General features: G+C 68.3%; 18 protein-coding genes. 10 read left to right on the top strand and 8 right to left on the bottom strand.

What is annotated here, in order from left to right; genetic code table 11:
* Nucleotides 1–41: 41 nt before the first annotated feature.
* From phaR to gluQRS, 3 genes are all read right to left on the bottom strand, one after another.
* Nucleotides 42–599 (bottom strand): polyhydroxyalkanoate synthesis repressor PhaR, encoded by a 558-nt coding sequence (phaR, locus tag ACLB90_RS03065; RefSeq protein ID WP_411851571.1) that lies wholly within the window; start codon nt 597–599, stop codon nt 42–44.
* Between the two features lie 168 nt (nt 600–767).
* Nucleotides 768–1,508: an acetoacetyl-CoA reductase gene (gene phbB, locus ACLB90_RS03060; protein ID WP_411851570.1), complete on the bottom strand. Its 741-nt coding sequence runs from the start codon at nt 1,506–1,508 to the stop codon at nt 768–770.
* 76 nt (nt 1,509–1,584) lie between these two features.
* Complete coding sequence (gene gluQRS / locus ACLB90_RS03055; protein ID WP_411851569.1) at nt 1,585–2,469, bottom strand: tRNA glutamyl-Q(34) synthetase GluQRS; 885 nt, start codon at nt 2,467–2,469, stop codon at nt 1,585–1,587.
* A 93-nt stretch (nt 2,470–2,562) separates the two neighbouring features.
* Between gluQRS and htpX the strand changes: the two genes are divergently transcribed.
* Nucleotides 2,563–3,435: a protease HtpX gene (gene htpX / locus ACLB90_RS03050; RefSeq protein WP_017354973.1), complete on the top strand. Its 873-nt coding sequence runs from the start codon at nt 2,563–2,565 to the stop codon at nt 3,433–3,435.
* 377 nt (nt 3,436–3,812) lie between these two features.
* Here htpX and ACLB90_RS03045 read toward each other — a convergent pair whose 3' ends face one another.
* Nucleotides 3,813–4,640 (bottom strand): inositol monophosphatase family protein, encoded by an 828-nt coding sequence (locus ACLB90_RS03045; protein WP_411851568.1) that lies wholly within the window; start codon nt 4,638–4,640, stop codon nt 3,813–3,815.
* Nucleotides 4,641–4,759: 119 nt separating this feature from the next.
* Between ACLB90_RS03045 and ACLB90_RS03040 the strand changes: the two genes are divergently transcribed.
* The 3 genes from ACLB90_RS03040 (at nt 4,760) to ACLB90_RS03030 (ending at nt 8,635) form a co-directional block, all read left to right on the top strand.
* Nucleotides 4,760–5,527, top strand: a complete 768-nt coding sequence (locus ACLB90_RS03040; protein WP_411851567.1) for an RNA methyltransferase — start codon at nt 4,760–4,762, stop codon at nt 5,525–5,527.
* A 61-nt stretch (nt 5,528–5,588) separates the two neighbouring features.
* A complete protein-coding gene (locus ACLB90_RS03035; RefSeq protein WP_411851566.1) occupies nt 5,589–6,512 on the top strand; it encodes a phosphate/phosphite/phosphonate ABC transporter substrate-binding protein in 924 nt (307 codons plus the stop codon).
* A complete protein-coding gene (locus ACLB90_RS03030) occupies nt 6,509–8,635 on the top strand; it encodes a putative bifunctional diguanylate cyclase/phosphodiesterase (RefSeq protein ID WP_411851565.1) in 2,127 nt (708 codons plus the stop codon). Before ACLB90_RS03035 ends, ACLB90_RS03030 begins: the two co-directional genes overlap by 4 nt.
* A 46-nt stretch (nt 8,636–8,681) precedes the next feature.
* Here ACLB90_RS03030 and epmB read toward each other — a convergent pair whose 3' ends face one another.
* Nucleotides 8,682–9,686 (bottom strand): EF-P beta-lysylation protein EpmB, encoded by a 1,005-nt coding sequence (gene epmB / locus ACLB90_RS03025; protein ID WP_411851564.1) that lies wholly within the window; start codon nt 9,684–9,686, stop codon nt 8,682–8,684.
* 124 nt (nt 9,687–9,810) lie between these two features.
* Between epmB and efp the strand changes: the two genes are divergently transcribed.
* The 5 genes from efp (at nt 9,811) to ACLB90_RS03000 (ending at nt 14,381) form a co-directional block, all read left to right on the top strand.
* Nucleotides 9,811–10,380 carry an elongation factor P gene (gene efp, locus ACLB90_RS03020; RefSeq protein WP_017354967.1) on the top strand — a complete coding sequence of 190 codons (570 nt, stop codon included), beginning with the start codon at nt 9,811–9,813 and terminating at the stop codon, nt 10,378–10,380.
* Between the two features lie 230 nt (nt 10,381–10,610).
* Nucleotides 10,611–11,954, top strand: coding sequence for a TRZ/ATZ family hydrolase (locus ACLB90_RS03015; protein ID WP_411851563.1), 1,344 nt, complete (start codon nt 10,611–10,613; stop codon nt 11,952–11,954).
* Nucleotides 11,955–11,970: 16 nt separating this feature from the next.
* The gene (gene ubiG, locus ACLB90_RS03010; RefSeq protein WP_411851562.1) at nt 11,971–12,702 is read left to right on the top strand and encodes a bifunctional 2-polyprenyl-6-hydroxyphenol methylase/3-demethylubiquinol 3-O-methyltransferase UbiG; all 732 of its coding nucleotides are present in this window, start codon (nt 11,971–11,973) and stop codon (nt 12,700–12,702) included.
* Between the two features lie 19 nt (nt 12,703–12,721).
* The gene (locus ACLB90_RS03005; RefSeq protein ID WP_411852683.1) at nt 12,722–13,390 is read left to right on the top strand and encodes a phosphoglycolate phosphatase; all 669 of its coding nucleotides are present in this window, start codon (nt 12,722–12,724) and stop codon (nt 13,388–13,390) included.
* A 283-nt stretch (nt 13,391–13,673) separates the two neighbouring features.
* Nucleotides 13,674–14,381, top strand: coding sequence for a squalene/phytoene synthase family protein (locus ACLB90_RS03000; protein WP_411851561.1), 708 nt, complete (start codon nt 13,674–13,676; stop codon nt 14,379–14,381).
* A gap of 39 nt (nt 14,382–14,420) precedes the next feature.
* Here the strand turns inward: ACLB90_RS03000 and ACLB90_RS02995 are convergent, their stop codons facing one another.
* From ACLB90_RS02995 to yidD, 3 genes are read right to left on the bottom strand one after another with little or no spacing between them, the layout of a single operon-like run.
* A complete protein-coding gene (locus ACLB90_RS02995) occupies nt 14,421–15,263 on the bottom strand; it encodes a M23 family metallopeptidase (protein ID WP_411851560.1) in 843 nt (280 codons plus the stop codon).
* On the bottom strand, nt 15,263–16,609 hold the full coding sequence (locus tag ACLB90_RS02990) for a dihydroorotase (protein ID WP_411851559.1): 1,347 nt from the start codon (nt 16,607–16,609) through the stop codon (nt 15,263–15,265). The genes ACLB90_RS02995 and ACLB90_RS02990 overlap by 1 nt, the downstream gene beginning before the upstream one ends.
* 1 nt (nt 16,610) lies before the next feature.
* Nucleotides 16,611–16,865, bottom strand: a complete 255-nt coding sequence (gene yidD / locus ACLB90_RS02985) for a membrane protein insertion efficiency factor YidD (RefSeq protein ID WP_411851558.1) — start codon at nt 16,863–16,865, stop codon at nt 16,611–16,613.
* Between the two features lie 272 nt (nt 16,866–17,137).
* Between yidD and dksA the strand changes: the two genes are divergently transcribed.
* A complete protein-coding gene (dksA, locus tag ACLB90_RS02980) occupies nt 17,138–18,388 on the top strand; it encodes an RNA polymerase-binding protein DksA (RefSeq protein WP_411851557.1) in 1,251 nt (416 codons plus the stop codon).
* Nucleotides 18,389–18,526: the final 138 nt, after the last annotated feature.

The raw sequence follows: 18,526 nt of genomic DNA, 5'->3' as shown, positions 1-18,526 counted from the left end.
CTGCGCCGTTTGTCGTTGCGGGGCGGGAAAAACGCCGTGGATCAGCGGCGCGTCTTGCCCGTGCCCGGGGCGGACGGTGCGTCGGGCTTGCGTGCGCCGGCGGCGGTGCCGCCGCCCGGTGCAGGGCCGGTACCGGTGCCGGTGCCACCCGGACGCCCGCCGAAGCCGGTGCCCATGTTGCGCTGGAAGTCCTGCCACAGCTCCAGGTTGCGCTCGGTGAGCTGGTTCATCATCGCCCACGGCGTCTGGCCGAGCAGGTTGCCCATCTGCTGGCGGAACTGCTGCTGCTGGTCCAGGAACACCTGCATGCTGCGCTCCAGATAATTGCCCATGAAGCCCTGCAGCGAATCGCCGTAGAAGCGGATCAACTGGCTCAGCAGCTGGGTGGACAGCATCGGCTCGCCGTCCTGTTCCTGGTCGGCAATGATCTGCAGCAGCACCGAACGGGTCAGGTCGTCGCCGCTCTTGGCGTCGCGGACTTCGAAGTCCTCGCCATCCAGGATCAGCTGGCGGACATCTTCGATGGTGATGTAGCTCGAAATTTCAGTGTCGTAGAGACGGCGGTTGGGATACTTCTTGATAATGCGGGTCGCAGCCATGAAGCAATCACTCGTCACAGTAGGCGCGCAGCATGGCGCAGTGCAGCAGCCTATGCAACCGCCGGAAGGCCCATGCGGCGGGGTATCCCGGCAGATTCATGTTGCGCAGCATGGAATTGCGCGGGGTGCAGCATGGACGCGTGCGCCGGGCGGTGCCCGGCGGCCCGCTTACCAGCCCATATGGTGGCCGCCGTTGATATCCAGGTTCGAACCGGTGATCCAGGCGGCCTCCTCGGCGACCAGGAACGCCACCGCATAGGCGATTTCCTCCGGCTTGCCGAGGCGGCCGGTGGGAATGTCGGCGATGATCTTGGCCCGCACTTCGTCCGGTACCGCCATCACCATGTCGGTGGCCACATACCCCGGCGAGATGGTGTTGACGGTGATGCCGAAGCCGGCATTCTCGCGCGCCAGCGAGATGGTGAAACCGTGCATGCCCGCCTTCGCGGCGGCGTAGTTCGCCTGGCCGTACTGACCTTTCAGTCCGTTGATCGAGCTGATCTGGATGACCCGGCCCCAGCCACGGCGGCGCATGCCTTCGATCACCGGGCGGGTGACGTTGAACACCGAGTTGAGGTTGGTGTTGATGACGTCATGCCACTGTTCGGCGCGCATCCGGTGGAAGGTGGTATCGCGGGTGATGCCGGCGTTGTTGATCAGGATCTCCACCGGGCCCAGCGCGGCCTCGACCGACTGCACCATCGCCGCGGCGGTGTCCGGGTTGGACACATCGCCCCGGAAGAGCGCCACGTCGCAGCCACGCGCCAGCATCATCTCCCGCCAGGCATCGGCCTTGGCCTGGTCGCGGTAGTTGGTGGCGACCCGATGACCCTGGTCGGCCAGGCGCTGGCAGATGGCGGTGCCGATGCCGCCGGTGCCACCGGTGACCAGTGCGACGCGAGATGTCATGAGCAGCTACTCCGAACGGCAGGGCCAGCAAAGGGGGGAAGGGGATTCTGCAACAACCGCGAAAAAAAGGGGGCGGTCACGGCGCAGTGGGCGGCAGCGGAATGTCGACCGGTGACAGGCGCCCCGGATCGAATGCGGCACAGGCGGCGCGCAGGGCGTCGCCGGCCTCCGTGGCCGTCGCCAGCGCCCGCGGGTCCTGGCCCAGCGCGGCCCAGGCCTGGCGCAGGGCTGGCAGCGGGTCGGTCGCATCCACCGGTGCGGCAGCGGTGGATTTGGACAACTTGCGGCCATCGGCATCGAGCAGCAGCGGCAGGTGCAGGTAGCGCGGGGTGGGCAGGCCCAGGGCCTGCTGCAGCAGGATCTGGCGCGGGGTGGAATCGAGCAGGTCGGCCCCGCGCACGATGTCGGTGATGCCCTGCGCGCCGTCGTCGACCACCACCGCGAGCTGGTAGGCCCAGTAGCCATCGGCGCGGCGCAGGACCACGTCGCCGACGTCGGCATGCACGTCCTGGCGGATCGGGCCGCGCAGCCCGTCGTTGAAGGTCACCACCGTGCCGGGTGCGACACGCAGGCGGATGGCTGGTTGCGCGCGCGCGGGACGCGGGACGCAGTGATGATGGATGCCGCCCTGGTCGGCCAGATCGCTGCGGCTGCAATGGCAGGCGAAGGCCTGGCCGGCGTCCAGCAGGCGCGCCAGCGCGGCCTGGTAGGCGGCGTCGCGCTCGCTCTGACGCAGGATCGGGCCGTCGCTGCGCAGCCCGAAGGCGGCCAACGTGGCCAGTTGGCCGGCTACGGCACCGGGCACGGTGCGCGGCGGGTCGACATCCTCCACCCGCACCAGCCACTGCCCGCCGGCGTGCCGCGCAAGCAGCCAACTGCCCAGTGCGGCAAGCACGGAGCCGGGGTGCAGGGGGCCGGTGGGCGAGGGGGCAAAGCGCCCGAGGTAGGGAGTCATGGACATGAACTATGAATCGTCGGTCAGATTCCGACTTGAATTCAACATGAAGGCACCGCAGATTTGCAGTCAAATCCCTCTTCAAAGCGTCCCTTTCCCATGTTCAGTCGCATTGCTCTCTTTCTTCTGACCAACCTCGCGGTGCTGATCCTGGCCGGTATCGTGATGTCGGTGTTGGGGGTCAACCCCAACCAGATGAGCGGCCTGCTGGTGATGGCGGCCATCTTCGGCTTCGGCGGCTCGTTCATCTCGCTGCTGCTGTCCAAGTGGATGGCCAAGCGCTCCACCGGCGCGGTGGTGATCACTGAGCCGCGCAACCCGACCGAGCGCTGGCTGCTGGCCACGGTGGAACGCCAGGCCCGTGCCGCCGGCATCGGCATGCCGGAAGTGGCCGTCTACGACGGCCCGGAGATCAACGCGTTCGCCACCGGCGCCAACCGCAACAAGGCCCTGGTGGCGGTGTCCACCGGCCTGCTGCACAACATGAGCGAAGACGAGGCCGAGGCCGTGCTGGGCCACGAAATCGCCCACGTGGCCAACGGCGACATGATCACAATGGCCCTGCTGCAGGGCGTACTGAACACCTTCGTGATCGTGCTGGCCCGCGTGGTCGGTGGCGTCATCGACAGCGCGCTGTCGGGCAACCGCGAAGGCGGTGGCCGTGGTTTCGCGTACTACATCATCGTGTTCGTGCTGGAGATGGTGTTCGGCCTGTTCGCCACGATGATCTCGATGTGGTTCTCGCGCCATCGCGAATTCCGCGCCGACGCCGGCGGTGCCAACCTCGCCGGCCGCCAGAAGATGATCGCCGCGCTGGAACGCCTCAAGCTCAACCACGGCCAGAGCACCCTGCCGACCCAGATCGCCGCGTTCGGCATCGCCGGCTCCACGGCCCGCAAGCTGTTCATGAGCCACCCGCCGCTGGACGAGCGCATCGCCGCCCTGAAGGCCGCCAACAGCACCGTCGCCTGATCCCGGACGGCACTGCCCCCCGAAACGCCCGGCCTTGGCCGGGCGTTTTTGTTTGCGTGGCAGCGGGAGACTTTCGTCTGCTCGTTCAAGGGCGACCCGTATCCCGTCCAGGGGGGGGGCGCTCCCGGGCTGGTGCCGTTGCTCAGGTCGCCGACCCTGTGTCCAGGGCAGGGCAGGGCAGGGCGGTGTGGGTTCGCGGGACCCTGAGCCGCATGGATGCGGCGACGGAGCTTACATGGACGTACTTGCAGCGTGTCCCGCGAGCCCGCACCGTCCTGCCCAGCCCGGGGATGCTGTGCGAATCGTGCCTTTCGCGAACGCCCAAACAGAAACGGCGCCCAAGGGCGCCGTTTCCGGGATGGTGCAGGTGCGGTCGATCAGAACTTGGCGTCGAACTCGGCGGCGTAGCCCGTGTTCACCAGCACCTTCTGCAGGATGTCGGTGTTCTTCACATTGCCGGCCACGATCTGCTGGGTCTCCGGACCACGGCTGTCCATGCGGGCCGGGGTGGCGCCCTTGAAGTCGCAGACCCGGCCACCGGCCTCACGGACCAGCAGCACGCCGGCGGCGATGTCCCAGGCCTTCACACCGGCCTCGAAGTAGGCATCGGCACGGCCGCAGGCCACGTAGGCCAGGTCCAGCGCGGCCGAACCGGTACGGCGGATGTCCTCGGCGTGCACCAGCAGCGCATCGACCGCCTTCAGCTGGGCGCTGCTGCGCGCGCGCTCGCGCGGGGCGAAACCGGTGTGGATCATCGCGCCGGCCAGGTCCTTGCGGTCGGCCACGCGGATGCGGCGGTCGTTGAAGACCGCGCCGGCGCCGCGGCTGGCGGTGAACAGTTCATTGCGGAGCGGGTCGAAGATCACCGCGTCGATCGGCTCGCCGTTCTCGACCAGGGCGATGGACACGCAGTAGTGCGGGAAGCCGCGCAGGTAGTTGCTGGTGCCGTCCAGCGGGTCGATGACCCACATATAACGGTTCACGCCCTGCACGCCACCTTCCTCGCCCATGATCCCGTACTCGGGATAGGCGCGCTTGAGTTCCTTGACGATGACCTTTTCCGCATCCGCATCGACTTCACTGGCATAGTCCATGCGCCCCTTCTGCACGACGTTCAACGCCTCGAGCTTGTTGATGTTGCGCAACAGGACGTTGCCGGCGAGGCGGGCGGCCTTGACCATGACGGTGACGGCGGGTTTCTGCATGGCGAAAAGCTCCCGTAAAGGCAGAGATGGGGTTTGGCGGGGGAAAAGAGCGGTCCCGGCGCAGAGGCCGGTCGCACAGTTTACCATTTGTGGCTGTCCTGCTCGCGTCTGGCCTGTTCATGTCCATTGAAACCGCTCCGTCCCGCATCCGATTCGTCCTCGTCGGCACCCAGCACCCCGGCAACATGGGGGCCGCCGCGCGTGCCATGAAGACCATGGGCCTGGGCCGCCTGGTGCTGGTGGCCCCCGAAAAGCCCCTCAACGAAGAGGCGTTCCGGCGCTCGGCCGGTGCCGAGGACGTCCTCGGCGACGCCCCGGTGGTGGCCACCCTGGCCGAAGCCGTGGCCGACTGCCGGCTGGTGCTGGGGTGCACCGCGCGGGCGCGCCGGGTCCAGCTCGAGGAGCTGCTGCCGGCGGTCGCGGCCCAGCGCGCCCTGGCCAAGGCCGCCGAGCCGGCCGAGGTGGCCTTCGTGTTCGGCCGCGAGCGCACCGGCCTCACCAACGAAGAACTGCAGCTCTGCCACCTGGCCGTGCACATTCCGTCCAATCCCGATTTCAGCTCGCTGAACCTGGCGGCGGCGGTGCAGGTGCTGGCGTATGAGCTGCGCATGGCCAGCCTCGGCGGGGTGTCCGCCGCCGCGCCTGCCGAACCGGGCTTCCGCGAGGAACCGGCCAGCCATGCACAGGTCGAGGGGCTGTTCGGCCAGCTCGGCGACACCCTGGACGATATCGACTTCCACAAGGGCCGTGCCCCGGAATCGGCGATGCGCAAACTGCGCCGCCTGTTCCTGCGTACCGAACTGAGCGAACAGGAAGTGCGCCTGCTGCGCGGCATTCTGTCCGACGCGCAGCGGATGGCGCGCCTGGCTGCCGGCAAGCCTCAATGAGCTGACGCAGTTCTCACTTTTTCGGGTAGGCTGTTTCGATATCTCGGGGGAGCAATGAAGGGTGTCAGTGCTGCGATGGCTGCTGCAGGGGGGACTGCTGTGTCTGGCCATCGCTCTGGGGGTCGGTCCGGCGTCGGCGGGTCCGTCCAACGTACTGGTGCTCGGGCGGATCAGCGATGATCCCAAGTCACACTATGCGCAGCTGCAGCCGTTGCTGGATTACGTGGTCCCGCGGATGCGCGATGTCGGCATTACCGAAGGCCGCATCCTGATGGCCAGCGACTCGCAGCGGATGGGCAGCTACCTGCGCCGGGGCCGCGTGGACTGGGTCACCGAGACCTCCGGTACCGCCGTGGCCCTGGGCATGCGCAGCGGCGCGGAGCCGCTGCTGCTGACCGAGCGCAGCGGCGTGCGCGAGTACCACACCGTGTTCTTCGTCCGCCGCGACAGCCCGGTCCGCACCCTCGACGACATGACCGGGCACACCGTGGCCCTGCAGAACGTGGCCTCCACCAGCGCCTACCTCGTGCCGGTGATGACCCTGCTCGAGCACGGCATGACCCCGGAGATCCTGACCTCGGCCAGCGACACCGCCGCGCCCGACACGGTGGGCTACGTGTTCGCGCGGTCGGAGCTGAACATCGCCACCCTGGTGCACAAGGGCCTGGTCGATGCCGGTGCGGTCAGCAGCGTGGACTGGGCCGACGACAAACGCATTCCCCCGGTCTTCCGGCGCGATTTTCGTGTCGTCCACCGTACCGAGCCGTATCCGCGCGGGGTGGAGATGGTGCGCGCCGGCCTGGACCGGCGGGTGCGCGACCGGTTGCAGCAGGTGTTGCTGGATGCAGCATCGGATCCAGAAGCGCAGGATGCGCTGGAGAAGTTCTTTGGTACGTCCGGGTTCCATCGGGTGGATGCGCAGATGCAGCACCGGCTGGATGAATTGAAACAGGGTTGGGCACGCGTGCGGATGGAAGTGGAATGAGGCCGTTGGGTTCCGGAATGCAGGCACGGTTCGTGCTGGCGATGGGCGGTGCCATGCTGGTGGTGGTGGCGATCGTGGCGGTAGTGCTGGGGCGCCAGGCCACCATGCAGGATGAGGTCAAGCACCTCAGCGGCAGCGTGATCCACGGCCTGTTCGACCGCAGCGTGCGCAGTCGTGGCGAGGCCCTGGCGCGCGAGCTCTCCGATGCGCTGGCCAACCCGCTCTATTACAACGACCTGGAGCAGGTCGGCGCGCTGGTGCGCAATACCTCGCGGCAGCAGGTGGTGCGCTACGTGCTGGTGTTCGACGCCGATGGTCGCCTGATCCATGACGGGTCGGTGGAGGTGCTGGGCTTCGGCCGCGCCATGACCGACCCGCTGGCCGAAGGTGCCAAGGGGGCCCGCCAGCTGGTGGTGCAGGAGTCGCCCAAGGTCCTGGACAACGCGATGCCGATCATGATCGGCAACCAGCGCATCGGCGGTGTCCGGGTGGGCATGGCGCTGGACGACGTGCAGGCGATGGAGCAGCGCGCCAACCAGACCCTCGGCGAACGCCTGCAGCAGGTGGGCAAGCGCCACCTGGGCTGGCTGCTGCTGATGCTGGGCCTGCTGGTGGGCATCGGCGTGGTGGTCATCATCTATGTGCAGCGCACCCTGGTCACCCCGATCCGCGGGCTGGCGGCCGCGGCGCGCCAGATCGAGGCCGGCAACTACCAGGTGCAGCTGCGCGAGAGCTCACGCAAGGATGAAGTGGGTGAGCTGGTGCGTGCGTTCGGGCGGATGAGCGAGGCCATCGCCCGGCACGACCGCGAGGTCCGGCACATGGCCTATACCGATGCGTTGACCGGGCTGACCAACCGCCTGGCGTTCCGCGAGGCGCTGGACCACCGCCTGATGGCCGCGCGCGCGGCCGGGCATCGGCTGGCCCTGCTGTTTGCCGATATCGACGATTTCAAACGGGTCAACGACACCCTCGGCCACGAGGCCGGCGACGAGGCCCTGCTGCAGTTCGCCCAGCGCATCAGCGCGGCGGTGGCGCAGGCCGGTGGCGACGAGGCCCTGCTGGCACGCTTCGGCGGCGACGAGTTCGTGATCCTGATCGGCGATGGCGACGTGGCCGCCACCGCGCGCCAGCTCGCCGAGATCCTGGTCCGCGAGCTGGGCAGGCCGCTGGTGGTGCAGGGCAGGGAGCTGTTCCTGGGCACGTCCATCGGCGTGACCCTGTTCCCCGACGATGCCGCCGATGCGACCACGCTGCTGAAGAACGGCGACATCGCGATGTACCAGGCCAAGATGGCCGGCAAGAACTGCTATCGCTACTACAGCCGCGCGATGGACCATGCGGTCGAACGCCGCGTGCACATGGAGCAGGAGCTGCGCGGCGCCTGGGAGCGCGGCGAGCTGCGGCTGGTGTATCAGCCGATCTTCCGCACCCGCGACCGCCGCATGGTCGGCGTCGAAGTGCTGCTGCGCTGGCAGCACCCGACCCTGGGCACGATCCCGCCATCGGTGTTCATCGAAGTGGCCGAGCAGAGCGGCCTGATCGAAGTGATCGGTCCCAAGGTACTGCGTGCGGCCTGCATGGAGGCGGTGCAGTGGCCGCACGGCGCCGACAGCGAGGGCCTGTTCGTGTCGGTCAACGTGTCGCCGCGCCAGCTGCGCGGTGGCGAACTGCCGACCCTGGTGGCCGACTGCCTGCGCGATACCGGCCTGCCGGCCTCGCGCCTGCACCTGGAGCTGACCGAAACGGCCGTGATCGGCGACGAGATGCTGGCGGCGGCGCTGCTGGACAAGCTGCACCGGACCGGCGTGAAGGTGTGGCTGGACGATTTCGGCACCGGCTTCTCCGGGCTCAGCCACCTGCGCCAGGTGCCGGTGGACGGGGTCAAGATCGACAAGAGCTTCGTCGCCGACATGCAGCGCGATCCGGACGACCTGGCCCTGACCACGGCGATCATCGCGATGGCCCACGCGCTGGGCATCACCGTGGTGGCCGAGGGCATCGAGCAGGAAGTGCAGTTCGACCTGCTGTGCCAGCGCGGCTGCGACCTGGGCCAGGGCTACTGGCTGAGCCACCCGGTCAGCGCCACCGAGGTGGTGCAGATGATCGAGGCGGGTCGATAAGGCAACAGCGTGATGACCAACGGTCATCACCTACCCGCAAACGCCCCTATACGGGGCGTTTGCTTGCATCCCCGGAGATCTCGCGGACCAGTTTGGGGACGAGGTAGCCGGACAGGCGTGCGGTGAGTTGGGCGTGCAGTGCCTTGGCGGTGTCGTCCGGCACCTCGAAGTGGGCCACGCCTTCGACCCGGTCCACCTGGTACAGGTAGTACGGCAGCACGCCGGCGGCGAAGCTGCGTTCGCTCAGGTCCTGCAGCGCCTGCAGGGAGTCGTTGACCCCGCGCAGCAGCACCGCCTGGTTGAGCAGGGTGGCGCCAGCGCCGCGCAGGCGGGCCATCGCGGTGTCCACGGCGGCGTCGAACTCGTTGGCATGGTTGGCATGGATCACAAATGCCACCGGCCAGGGCAGGGCGGCGATCCACTGCACCAGGGCGTCGTCTACGCGTTCGGGCAGCACCACCGGCAGCCGGCTGTGGATGCGCAGGCGGCGCAGGTGCGGAATCCGGGCCAGGGCCTGGGTCAGCTCTTCCAGCTTGTGGGTGGCCAGCGACAGCGGGTCGCCGCCGGACAGGATCACCTCATCAATGTCCGGGTCCTGCGCGATGGCGTCCACCGCCTCGCGCCAGCCCTCTTTGGCGGCGTTCTCGGTGCCGTAGTCGAAGTGGCGGCGGAAGCAGTAGCGGCAGTTGATCGCACAGCTGCCGGTGGTCACCAGCAGGGCGCGGCCGCGGTACTTCTGGATCACCCCGGTGGCCTTCCTGGCCAGCCCGTCGCCGACCGCGTCCAGGCTGAAGCCCGGCACCACCTGCATTTCATCGGTGACCGGCAGCACCTGCCGCAGCAGCGGGTCGTGGCGGTCGCCCGGGCGCATCCGGGCAATGAAGCCCTGGGGCACGCGCAGCGCGAACTGGCTGGCCGCCTCGGCCGAGAGCGGCAGCTCGGCCGGGTCCAGGCCAAGCTGCGTCAGCAGCTGCCGTGGGTCGCGGACCGCCTCGCGCCAGAGCTGTTGCCAGCGCACGGAGGTGGGCAGGGGCGTGGCGGAAAGCTGCATGGAATGGGGGCCTGCGGTTATCATGTCGGTCAGAAAAACGAGTCACCCCACCGGTGCCGGTGGGTTTTCCATTCTATCCGGCTCGCCGCGCCTGCGCGGCGTTTGCCCATTCAGGAGTTTCAGCATGGCCACTGTTGGCATGAACGATGTCAAGAACGGGATGAAGATCCTGGTCAACAATGAACCGGCGGTCATCACCGAGACCGAGTACGTCAAGCCGGGCAAGGGCCAGGCCTTCACCCGCATGAAGTACCGCTTCATCAAGTCGGGCCGCGTGGTCGAAATGACCATGAAGGCCACCGATGACGTGGAAAAGGCCGACGTCGTCGACACCAACATGAACTACATGTACACCGACGGTGAGTACTGGCACTTCATGGACCCGGAGTCGTTCGAGCAGGTCCAGGCCACCAAGGCCGGCATGGGCGGCGCGGACAAGTGGCTCAAGGGTGAAGAATCCTGCATCGTGACCCTGTGGAACGGCGAGCCGATCTTCGTCCAGCCGCCGAACTTCGTCGAACTGAAGATCACCGAAACCGATCCGGGCGTCCGTGGCGACACCTCGGGCGGCGGCGGCAAGCCGGCCACCCTGGAAACCGGCGCCGTGGTCCGCGTGCCGCTGTTCGTCAACCAGGATGAAATCATCAAGGTCGACACCCGCTCGGGTGAATACTCCGCACGCGCCGGCAAGTAATCCGACCAGCGGTCGGATGACGGTAGAGCCGACCGCTGGTCGGCTGCTGCCCACGACCAACGATCGGATACGGGTAGAGCCGACCGTTGGTCGGCTGCTGTTGGCGGGGTCTCAACGCGCGTCGCGAACGGCAGCCGACCAACGGTCGGCACTACAGACGGCATGTCCCACGCGTGTCGCCGGCACACCGCCGCCCCTCCGCTGCATCCCCCCTGCCTCAGCGAGCCCGCATGACCGACACCGCACGCATTCCCGAAACCTGTGACCTGCTGATCGAAGCCGGTTACGTGGTCCCGATCGAGCCGCATGCGGTGGTGCTGGAAGACCATGCAGTGGCCATCCGCGGCAGCGAGATCATCGCGATCCTGCCGCGTGCCGAGGCGCGTGCGCGCTTCGCGCCGACGCAGACCGTGTCACGCCCGGACGCGGCGCTGATGCCGGGCCTGGTCAACGCGCACACCCACAACCCGATGACCCTGCTGCGCGGCGTTGCCGACGACCTGCCGCTGATGGTGTGGCTGCAGCAGCACATCTGGCCGGTGGAAGCGGCGGTGATCGGGCCGGAGTTCGTGGCCGACGGCACCACCCTGGCCATCGCCGAAATGCTGCGCGGCGGCACCACCTGCGCCAACGAAAACTACTTCTTCTCCGACGTCCAGGCTGCGGTCTACAAGCAGCATGGGTTCCGTGCGCTGGTCGGCGCGGTGATCATCGATTTTCCCACCGCCTGGGCCAGGACCGACGACGAGTACTTCGCCAAGGCCGGCGAACTGCACGACCAGTGGCGCAACGATCCGCTGATCGGCACCTCGTTTGCGCCGCACGCGCCGTACACCGTCAACGACGCCAATTTCGAACGCGTGCGCATGCTGTCCGACCAGCTGGACATGCAGGTGCACCTGCACACGCATGAAACCGCGCAGGAAATCAGCGACTCGATCAAGCTGCACGGCCAGCGCCCGCTGGCGCGGCTGGACCGGCTGGGCCTGGTCAACGACCGCCTGATCGCGGTGCACATGACCCAGCTCACCGAGGCCGAGATCCACCTGTGCGCCGAGCGTGGCGTCAGCGTGGTGCATTGCCCCGAATCCAACCTCAAGCTGGCCTCGGGCTTCTGCCCGGCCTGCGCCCTGCAGCGCGCCGGCGTGAACCTGGCGATCGGCACCGACGGCTGCGCCAGCAACAACGACCTGGACATGTTCAGCGAGAACCGCACCGCGGCGATCCTGGCCAAGGCCGTGGCCAACGATGCCACCGCGCTGGATGCGGCCACCACGCTGCGTGCGGCCACTCTGGGCGGCGCCCGCGCGCTGGGCTTCGGCGACCGCATCGGGTCGATCGAGGTCGGCAAACAGGCCGACCTGGTCTGCGTGGACCTGTCCGCGCTGGAAACCCAGCCGCTGCACCATGTGCTCTCGCAGCTTGTCTACGCCGCCGGCCGCCACCAGGTCAGCGATGTCTGGATTGCCGGCCAGCCCAAGCTGGTCCAGCGCGAACTGGTCGGCATGGATACCGCAGCGATCGTCGCCAACGCGCGCCAGTGGCGCGAGCGCATCCGCCACATCCGTGCTTGATGCACCAAGGATCCCCATGAACGCCCCCCACGCTTCCACCAATTTCGATCAGGCCGAACTGGACAAGTTCGCCGCGCTCGCCAACCGCTGGTGGGACGCCGACGGCCCGCAGAAGCCGCTGCATGCCCTGAACCCGGTGCGCCTGCAGTACGTGGCCCGCCGCGTGGCCCTGCGTGGCGCGCGCGTGCTGGACATCGGCTGCGGCGGCGGCCTGCTCAGCGAAGCGCTGGCCAAGGAAGGCGCCGACGTCACTGCGATCGACCTCGCCCCCGAACTGGTCAAGGTCGCCCGGTTGCACAGCCTGGAGTCGGGCGTGACCGTGGAGTACCGCCTGCAGGCCGCCGAAGATCTGGCCGCCGAACAGCCGGGCAGCTTCGACGTGGTCACCTGCATGGAAATGCTGGAACACGTACCGGACCCGGGCGCGATCATCGCTGCCTGCCACCGCCTGCTCAAGCCGGGCGGCCAGTTGTTCCTGTCCACCGTCAACCGCACCCCGGCCGCCTTCGCGGTGGCCATCGTCGGCGCCGAGTACGTGGCGCGGCTGCTGCCCAAGGGCACGCACCACTACCAGGACTTCATCAAGCCGGCCGAACTGGGCAAGTGGCTGCGCGAGGCCGACTTCACCCTGCGTGATGTCAGTGGCATGGCGTACGAGCCGTGGCGCAACCGCGCGCGCCTGAGCAGCCGCACCGACATCAACTACCTGGCATATGCCGTGAAGCCGGACGATGCCGCCGGTGTCTGAGTCCGGGGTTCACGCGGGCATGTTCCCGCAGGCGGTCCTGTTCGACCTGGACGGTACGCTGCTGGACAGCGCGCCGGACATGTTGGCCACCGCCAATGCGATGCTGGCCGCGCGCGGGCGCGCCCCGATCAGCCTGGACGCCCTGCGTCCGGTGGTGTCCAAGGGCTCCCGGGCGATGGTGTCGGTGGCGTTCCCGGAGCTGGGGCAGGTCGAGCGCGATGCGCTGGTGCCCGAATTCCTGGAACGCTATGAAGGCCTGATCGGCCGCCATGCGGTGCTGTTCGACGGCGTGGCCGGCATGCTCGACGCGCTGGACGCGGCCGGCTGCCGCTGGGGCATCGTCACCAACAAGCCCGAGTACCTGGCCCGTCTGATCGTGCCGCAGCTGGGCTGGGAACAGCGCTGTGCCGTGCTGATCGGCGGCGACACCCTGGCCCAGCGCAAACCGCATCCGTTGCCGCTGCTGGCCGCTGCTGAACGCATGGGAATCGAGCCGGGCATCTGCATCTACGTCGGCGACGACGAGCGCGACATCGTCGCTGCCAACGCCGCCGGCATGGCCTCGGTGGCCGCGCTGTGGGGCTACCGGCTGGACGCCGACGACCCGCACGCGTGGGGCGCCGAGCGCATGGCCGAACAGCCCGCGCAGTTGCAGCGCGCTGACGCCTGGCCGCCCGCGCGCGGGTAGCCCGGGCGACCGTCCGATGACCCACTCCGGCAGGTGCCAACCGTTGGTCGGCACATTCCCCCAGGCAGGTGCGGACCGTTGGCCCGCACGTTCCCCCAGGTAGGTGCGGACCGTTGGTCCGCACATCCCCCAGGTAGGTGCGGACCGTTGGCCCGTACGTTCCCCCAGGTAGGTGCGGACCGTTGGTCGGCACGTTCCCCCCAGGTAGGTGCGGACCGTTGGTCCGTACGTTCCCCCAGGTAGGTGCGGACCGTTGGTCCGCACAGCATTTGAAGGATTTCCCGTGACAACTTCCAGCGCCCTGGACAGCTTCCTGGACAAGTGGCGAACCCGCTGGCCGGAATGGTCGGTGGCCGAACCCTTCGTGCCGGAGGCGCAGCGCCTTCGCGTGGTGGCGTGGTTCGCGCTGCTGCAGGAATTCGACGACATCCTCAACATCGGGGGCGACCCGACCCCGGCCGACGCCAAGCTGGCGTGGTGGGGCGAAGAGCTGCGCAGCTGGGCTGCCCAGCGTTCCAAACATCCGCTGGGCCGTGTACTGGAGCCGCTGCGTGCGCCGTGGGCGGAACTGGCCCAGACCCTGCCGGACCTGGTCGAGGCGCGTGCCGTACCGGTGGACCCGGCGCGCGCACGGGCCTCGCTGCAGAGCTACGCCGCCGCCGTGGCGGCCGTGGAGGCAGCGATCTTCGATACCCCGGCACGCGGCGATGCCGCCACGCCGGTGCTGCTGCAGACCCTGGCACAGCGGTTGAACGAGGCCGGCGTCGCGGCCGTGCCGCGTTCGCTGCTGGCGCAGGGCGAACAGGACGTGACGCAGCGTTGGGCACAGCAGCTGCTGCGCGACTGGCCCGCGCGCGTGGCCGGGCCCCGCCCGCGCCGCCTGTACGCCTCGCTGGCGCGCACGCGCCAGCAGGCCTGGGCGCACGGGCGCGAATTCAAGGCAACGCCGCTGCGCACGCTGCTGCGCACCTGGTGGGCCGCCCGCGGCTGAGGTGAGGGCAGGTACCGACCGTTGGTCGGTACGCCTTGCTCAGCGCCGCTCCAGCACCAGCAGCGGATCGATGCGGGTGTCGAACCAGTTCATGCCCCAGTGCAGATGCGGGCCGGTCGCGCGGCCGGTCGCGCCGACAGCGGCGATCACCTGGCCCTGTTCGACCCGGTCGCCAACCTTCACGTCGATGCGCGACAGGTGCAGGAAGTTCGAGCTCACGCCGTAGCCGTGGTCCAGCAGCAGGGTGCCACCGGTCAGGTACAGGTCCGGCCCGGCGAAGGTGACCACGCCGGCGGCCGGCGCTTTTACCGGCGTGCCGGTGGGCACGGCGATATCCATGCCCGAATGCCCGGCGCCGGGTTGCCCGTTGTAGACCCGCGCATTGCCGAAGCGACCGCTGATGCGGCCCTGCACCGGCCAGATGAAGGCCTGCGCGAAATCGGTCCGGTCGTCGTCACGCGCGCGGGCCGCCGTGACCTGGGCCTGCTCGCGCTTGATCCGCTCGGCGATCGCCGGCGGCGGATTGACCGTCTTCGGCGGCACGCCGTTGACGCGCTCCACCGGCCAGTCACGCGGGGTCACCGCGATGCTGACCGTCTCGGTGCCAGCGTCCGGGCGTCGCACCTGGACCTGCAGCGGGCCCTTCTCATCGCGGCCGATGCCGAACACGACACTGCCGTAGCCGCTCACCCGAAGCGTGCGGCCGCCATACTGCACCACGCTGCCCGCAGGGACCTTGCCGATCACCATCGCGCCCTGCGAGGCGCTGGCCGGGAACACCACGCGGGTGTCGGCCTGCGCATGGGCCGCGACGGGCAGCATGCCGCCCAGCGCCGCGCCGCCCGCCAGCAGCAGGCTCCAGCCCAACAGATGCGCCCGCATCAGCGGTCGAAGCTCATGCGCTGGCCGTTCGGCGAGCCCACCAGCGTCTCACCGTCCCACGCCAGCTGGCCGTTGACCCAGGTCGACGCGATGCGCGAACGGAAGGTCATGCCCTCGAACGGCGACCAGCCGCACTTGGACAGCACATCCTCACGCTTGACCGTGAACGGCACGTCCTCGACCAGCACCAGATCGGCGAAGTAGCCCTCGCGCAGGAAACCGCGCTGACTCACGTCGAACAGCTGGGCCGGGGCGTGTGCGAATTTCTGCACCACCTGGGTGATCTCCAGCTTGCCCTCGTGCACCAGCTCCAGTGCGGCCACCAGCGCGTACTGCACCAGCGGCAGGCCGGACGGTGCCTGCGGATACGGCTTCTGCTTCTCTTCCCAGGTGTGCGGCGCGTGGTCGGTGGCCAGCACGTCGATCACGTCCTCGGCCACGGCGCGGGTCAGGGCCTCGCGGTCGCTGGCCTCCTTGATCGCCGGGTTGCACTTGATCAGGTTGCCCAGGCGCGCGTAATCGCTGCGGTCGAAGCGCAGGAAGTGGATGCAGGTTTCGGCGGTGATCTGCTTGCGGCTGCCGTCGGCGCGGATCAGCGGGCCCTTCTCGAACAGCTTCAGCTCATCGGCCGTGGAGATGTGCAGCACGTGCAGGCGGGTGCCGTGCTTCTTCGCCAGCGCCACCGCCAGCTCGGACGACTTCAGGCAGGCCTCGCGCGAGCGGATGTCCGGGTGCTGTTCCGCGCTCAGCGCGTCGCCGTACTTCTCGGCGTACTCCTTCGCCTTGGCGTCGATCATCGGCGTGTCTTCGCAGTGCGTGATGATCGGCGTGGGGGCGTACTTGAAGATCGCGTCCAGCGTTTCCGGGTTGTCGACCAGCATGTTGCCGGTGGAGGCGCCCATGAACACCTTGATGCCCGGCGACTTCTTCGGGTCCACCACCTTGATGTCGGCCAGGTTGTCGTTGCTGGCGCCCATGTAGAAGCCATAGTTGGCGCGCGCGCGGCCGGCGGCAGCGTCGTATTTGGCCTGCAGGATCTCCGCGTTGAGCGTCGGCGGGTTGGTGTTGGGCATGTCCATGAAGCTGGTCAGGCCACCGGCCACGGCCGCTGCCGATTCCGTCGCGATGTCACCCTTGTGGGTCAGGCCCGGTTCGCGGAAATGCACCTGGTCATCGATCATGCCCGGCAGCAGCCAGCGCCCGGCGGCGTCGACCACGGTCTCGCCCGGGCGCGCCTCCAGGCCGGTGCCGATCTGCGCGATGCGGCCGTTTTCGATGCGCAGGTCGCCGTCGGTGATGCGACCTTCGTTGACCAGGCGGGCGTTGACGATGAGCGTGGAGGACATTTCAGTGTTTTCCTGTGCAGCGGCAAGCGGCGTGCGGGGCGCGCGGCGGCACCTCGTCCACGCCACCGGGATGGAAGGGATGGCAGCGACCGAGCCGGCGAGCGGCAAGCCAGCTGCCGCGCGCGGGGCCATGCGTGGCGATGGCTTGCATGGCGTATTCAGAACAACTGGGCACGAAGCGGCAGCGCGGCCCCAGCAGGGGGCTGATGAAGCGCTTGTAGAAGCGCAGCAGGGCAATGAGCAGGCGCGAGATCACCTGCCCATCTTAGAGCAGTTGGCATGAAGGCCGCATTTGTCGCAGGATGGGGCGCTGGACCCGCTCGCGCCCACGCGCGTGGCGGGCCGCCCCGGTGGCATCGCCGGGTCAGGTACCGAACTGCGCGAGCCGGTCCGCCCAGCGGGCAGGCCGGCTTCACCCCTTGCGACTCCGGGGCTGAACGGAGTAGGCGGTGTGGTTGCTGCTGCTGGTCGGGTAGGCTATAAAGGCCCGCTTTCCCGGGCCCCGGGGAATCCAAGGAAGAGCGTTTCGTGGCTGCTAAAAAAACTGCAAAGAAGGCCGTCAAGGCCGCCAAGAAAACCGCCAAGCCTGTTGTAACGAAGTTGGCGGCCAAGTCCGTTGCCAAGAAGCCGGCCGCCAAGCCGGTCGGCAAGCCTGCATCCAAACAACCGGCGGCCAGGACGGCACCCGCGAAGAAATCGGCCACCAAGGCCCCGGCCAAGGCGAGCAAGAAAACCGTCGCCAAGGCACCGGTGGTCAAGAAGGCTGCGGCGAAGACGGCTGCCGCCGCCAAGCCGGTGGCCAAGAAGGCCGTCGCCAGGAAGACCGCTGTTGCCAAGCCGGTCGCCAAGGCGCCGGTGAAGAAGACCGCTGCCAGCAAGACCGTGGCAAAGAAAACGGTGAAGCCGGCGGCTGCCAAGCCGGCCGCCAAGCCTGCACCGGTGAAGAAGGTCGCGGCCAAACAGCCGCCGGCCAAGCCGGTGAAGGCCAGCAAGACCGCCAGCAAGCCCGTGGCAACCAAGCCGGCCGCCAAGCCGGCCGCAGCACCTGTAGTGAAGTCCGCACCGAAGCCGGCATCGCCGGCGCCGGCCAAGTCTGTCCCGGCCAAGTCCGCGGCCAAGCCTGTTACCCCTCCGGCGTCTGCGCCGGCGCCGGTAGCGGCCCCGTCCGCCTCGAAAGCCCCGCAAAACAAGAATCCCGTGCCCGTTTCGAAATCGCCTGCAAAAACCCCCGCCAAGTCCGAGTCCGCCCCCAAGCCCGTGTCCCGTCCGGTCGGCAAGGTCGCCGTTGCCGTGGCAGCGCGTTCGGCCGCCCCGGCCCCGCGCACCAAGGTGAAGGTGGTGGAATACAAGACTGACGAAGCCACCGGTCGTCCGATCCTGCCCGACGGTTACAAGCCGAGCGCGGAAGAGGAATACATGAGCCCGCTGCAGCTGGAGTATTTCCGCCAGCGCCTGCAGCACTGGCGCAATGATCTGGTCGAGGAATCCAAGCAGACCATCGCGAATCTGCAGGAAGAAGTGCGTGATATCGGCGATGAGGCCGAACGCGCCACCCGCGAGACCGAGAACTCGCTGGAACTGCGTACCCGCGATCGTTACCGCAAGCTCATCGGCAAGATCAACAGCACCCTGAAGCGCCTGGAAGACGGTGACTACGGCTACTGCGTGGATACCGGCGAAGAGATCGGCCTGGATCGTCTGGAAGCGCGCCTGACCGCAGAGCGCACCATCGACGCCCAGGAGCGTTGGGAGCACCTGCAGAAGCAGCAGGGCGACTGATCGCCGATCGGTCGCGACGCAATCAAAAACCCGGCCTCGGCCGGGTTTTTTTTTGATCTGCGGAATTTCGGTGCCCCGTTGCACAGGCAGCCGACCAACGGTCGGCTCTACCCGGGGAGCGTACCGACCAACGGTCGG

It is taken from the genome of Stenotrophomonas sp. LGBM10 (assembly GCF_046736075.1).
GTDB lineage: Bacteria > Pseudomonadota > Gammaproteobacteria > Xanthomonadales > Xanthomonadaceae > Stenotrophomonas.
Note: the sequence above shows the minus strand (reverse complement) of the source record. Positions and strands in the feature narration are given on the sequence as shown.

Bases quoted from the DNA above. Each gene is read 5' to 3' on its own strand.
- ubiG (WP_411851562.1), top strand. From the start codon at position 11,971: ATGAACGCCCCCCACGCTTCCACCAATTTCGATCAGGCCGAACTGGAC.
- efp (WP_017354967.1), top strand. From the start codon at position 9,811: ATGGCCACTGTTGGCATGAACGATGTCAAGAACGGGATGAAGATCCTG.
- ACLB90_RS03015 (WP_411851563.1), top strand. From the start codon at position 10,611: ATGACCGACACCGCACGCATTCCCGAAACCTGTGACCTGCTGATCGAA.
- ACLB90_RS03005 (WP_411852683.1), top strand. From the start codon at position 12,722: ATGTTCCCGCAGGCGGTCCTGTTCGACCTGGACGGTACGCTGCTGGAC.
- ACLB90_RS03045 (WP_411851568.1), bottom strand. From the start codon at position 4,640: ATGCAGAAACCCGCCGTCACCGTCATGGTCAAGGCCGCCCGCCTCGCC.
- phaR (WP_411851571.1), bottom strand. From the start codon at position 599: ATGGCTGCGACCCGCATTATCAAGAAGTATCCCAACCGCCGTCTCTAC.
- ACLB90_RS02995 (WP_411851560.1), bottom strand. From the start codon at position 15,263: ATGCGGGCGCATCTGTTGGGCTGGAGCCTGCTGCTGGCGGGCGGCGCG.
- ACLB90_RS03030 (WP_411851565.1), top strand. From the start codon at position 6,509: ATGAGGCCGTTGGGTTCCGGAATGCAGGCACGGTTCGTGCTGGCGATG.
- htpX (WP_017354973.1), top strand. From the start codon at position 2,563: ATGTTCAGTCGCATTGCTCTCTTTCTTCTGACCAACCTCGCGGTGCTG.
- ACLB90_RS02990 (WP_411851559.1), bottom strand. From the start codon at position 16,609: ATGTCCTCCACGCTCATCGTCAACGCCCGCCTGGTCAACGAAGGTCGC.
- gluQRS (WP_411851569.1), bottom strand. From the start codon at position 2,469: ATGTCCATGACTCCCTACCTCGGGCGCTTTGCCCCCTCGCCCACCGGC.
- epmB (WP_411851564.1), bottom strand. From the start codon at position 9,686: ATGCAGCTTTCCGCCACGCCCCTGCCCACCTCCGTGCGCTGGCAACAG.
- phbB (WP_411851570.1), bottom strand. From the start codon at position 1,508: ATGACATCTCGCGTCGCACTGGTCACCGGTGGCACCGGCGGCATCGGC.
- ACLB90_RS03040 (WP_411851567.1), top strand. From the start codon at position 4,760: ATGTCCATTGAAACCGCTCCGTCCCGCATCCGATTCGTCCTCGTCGGC.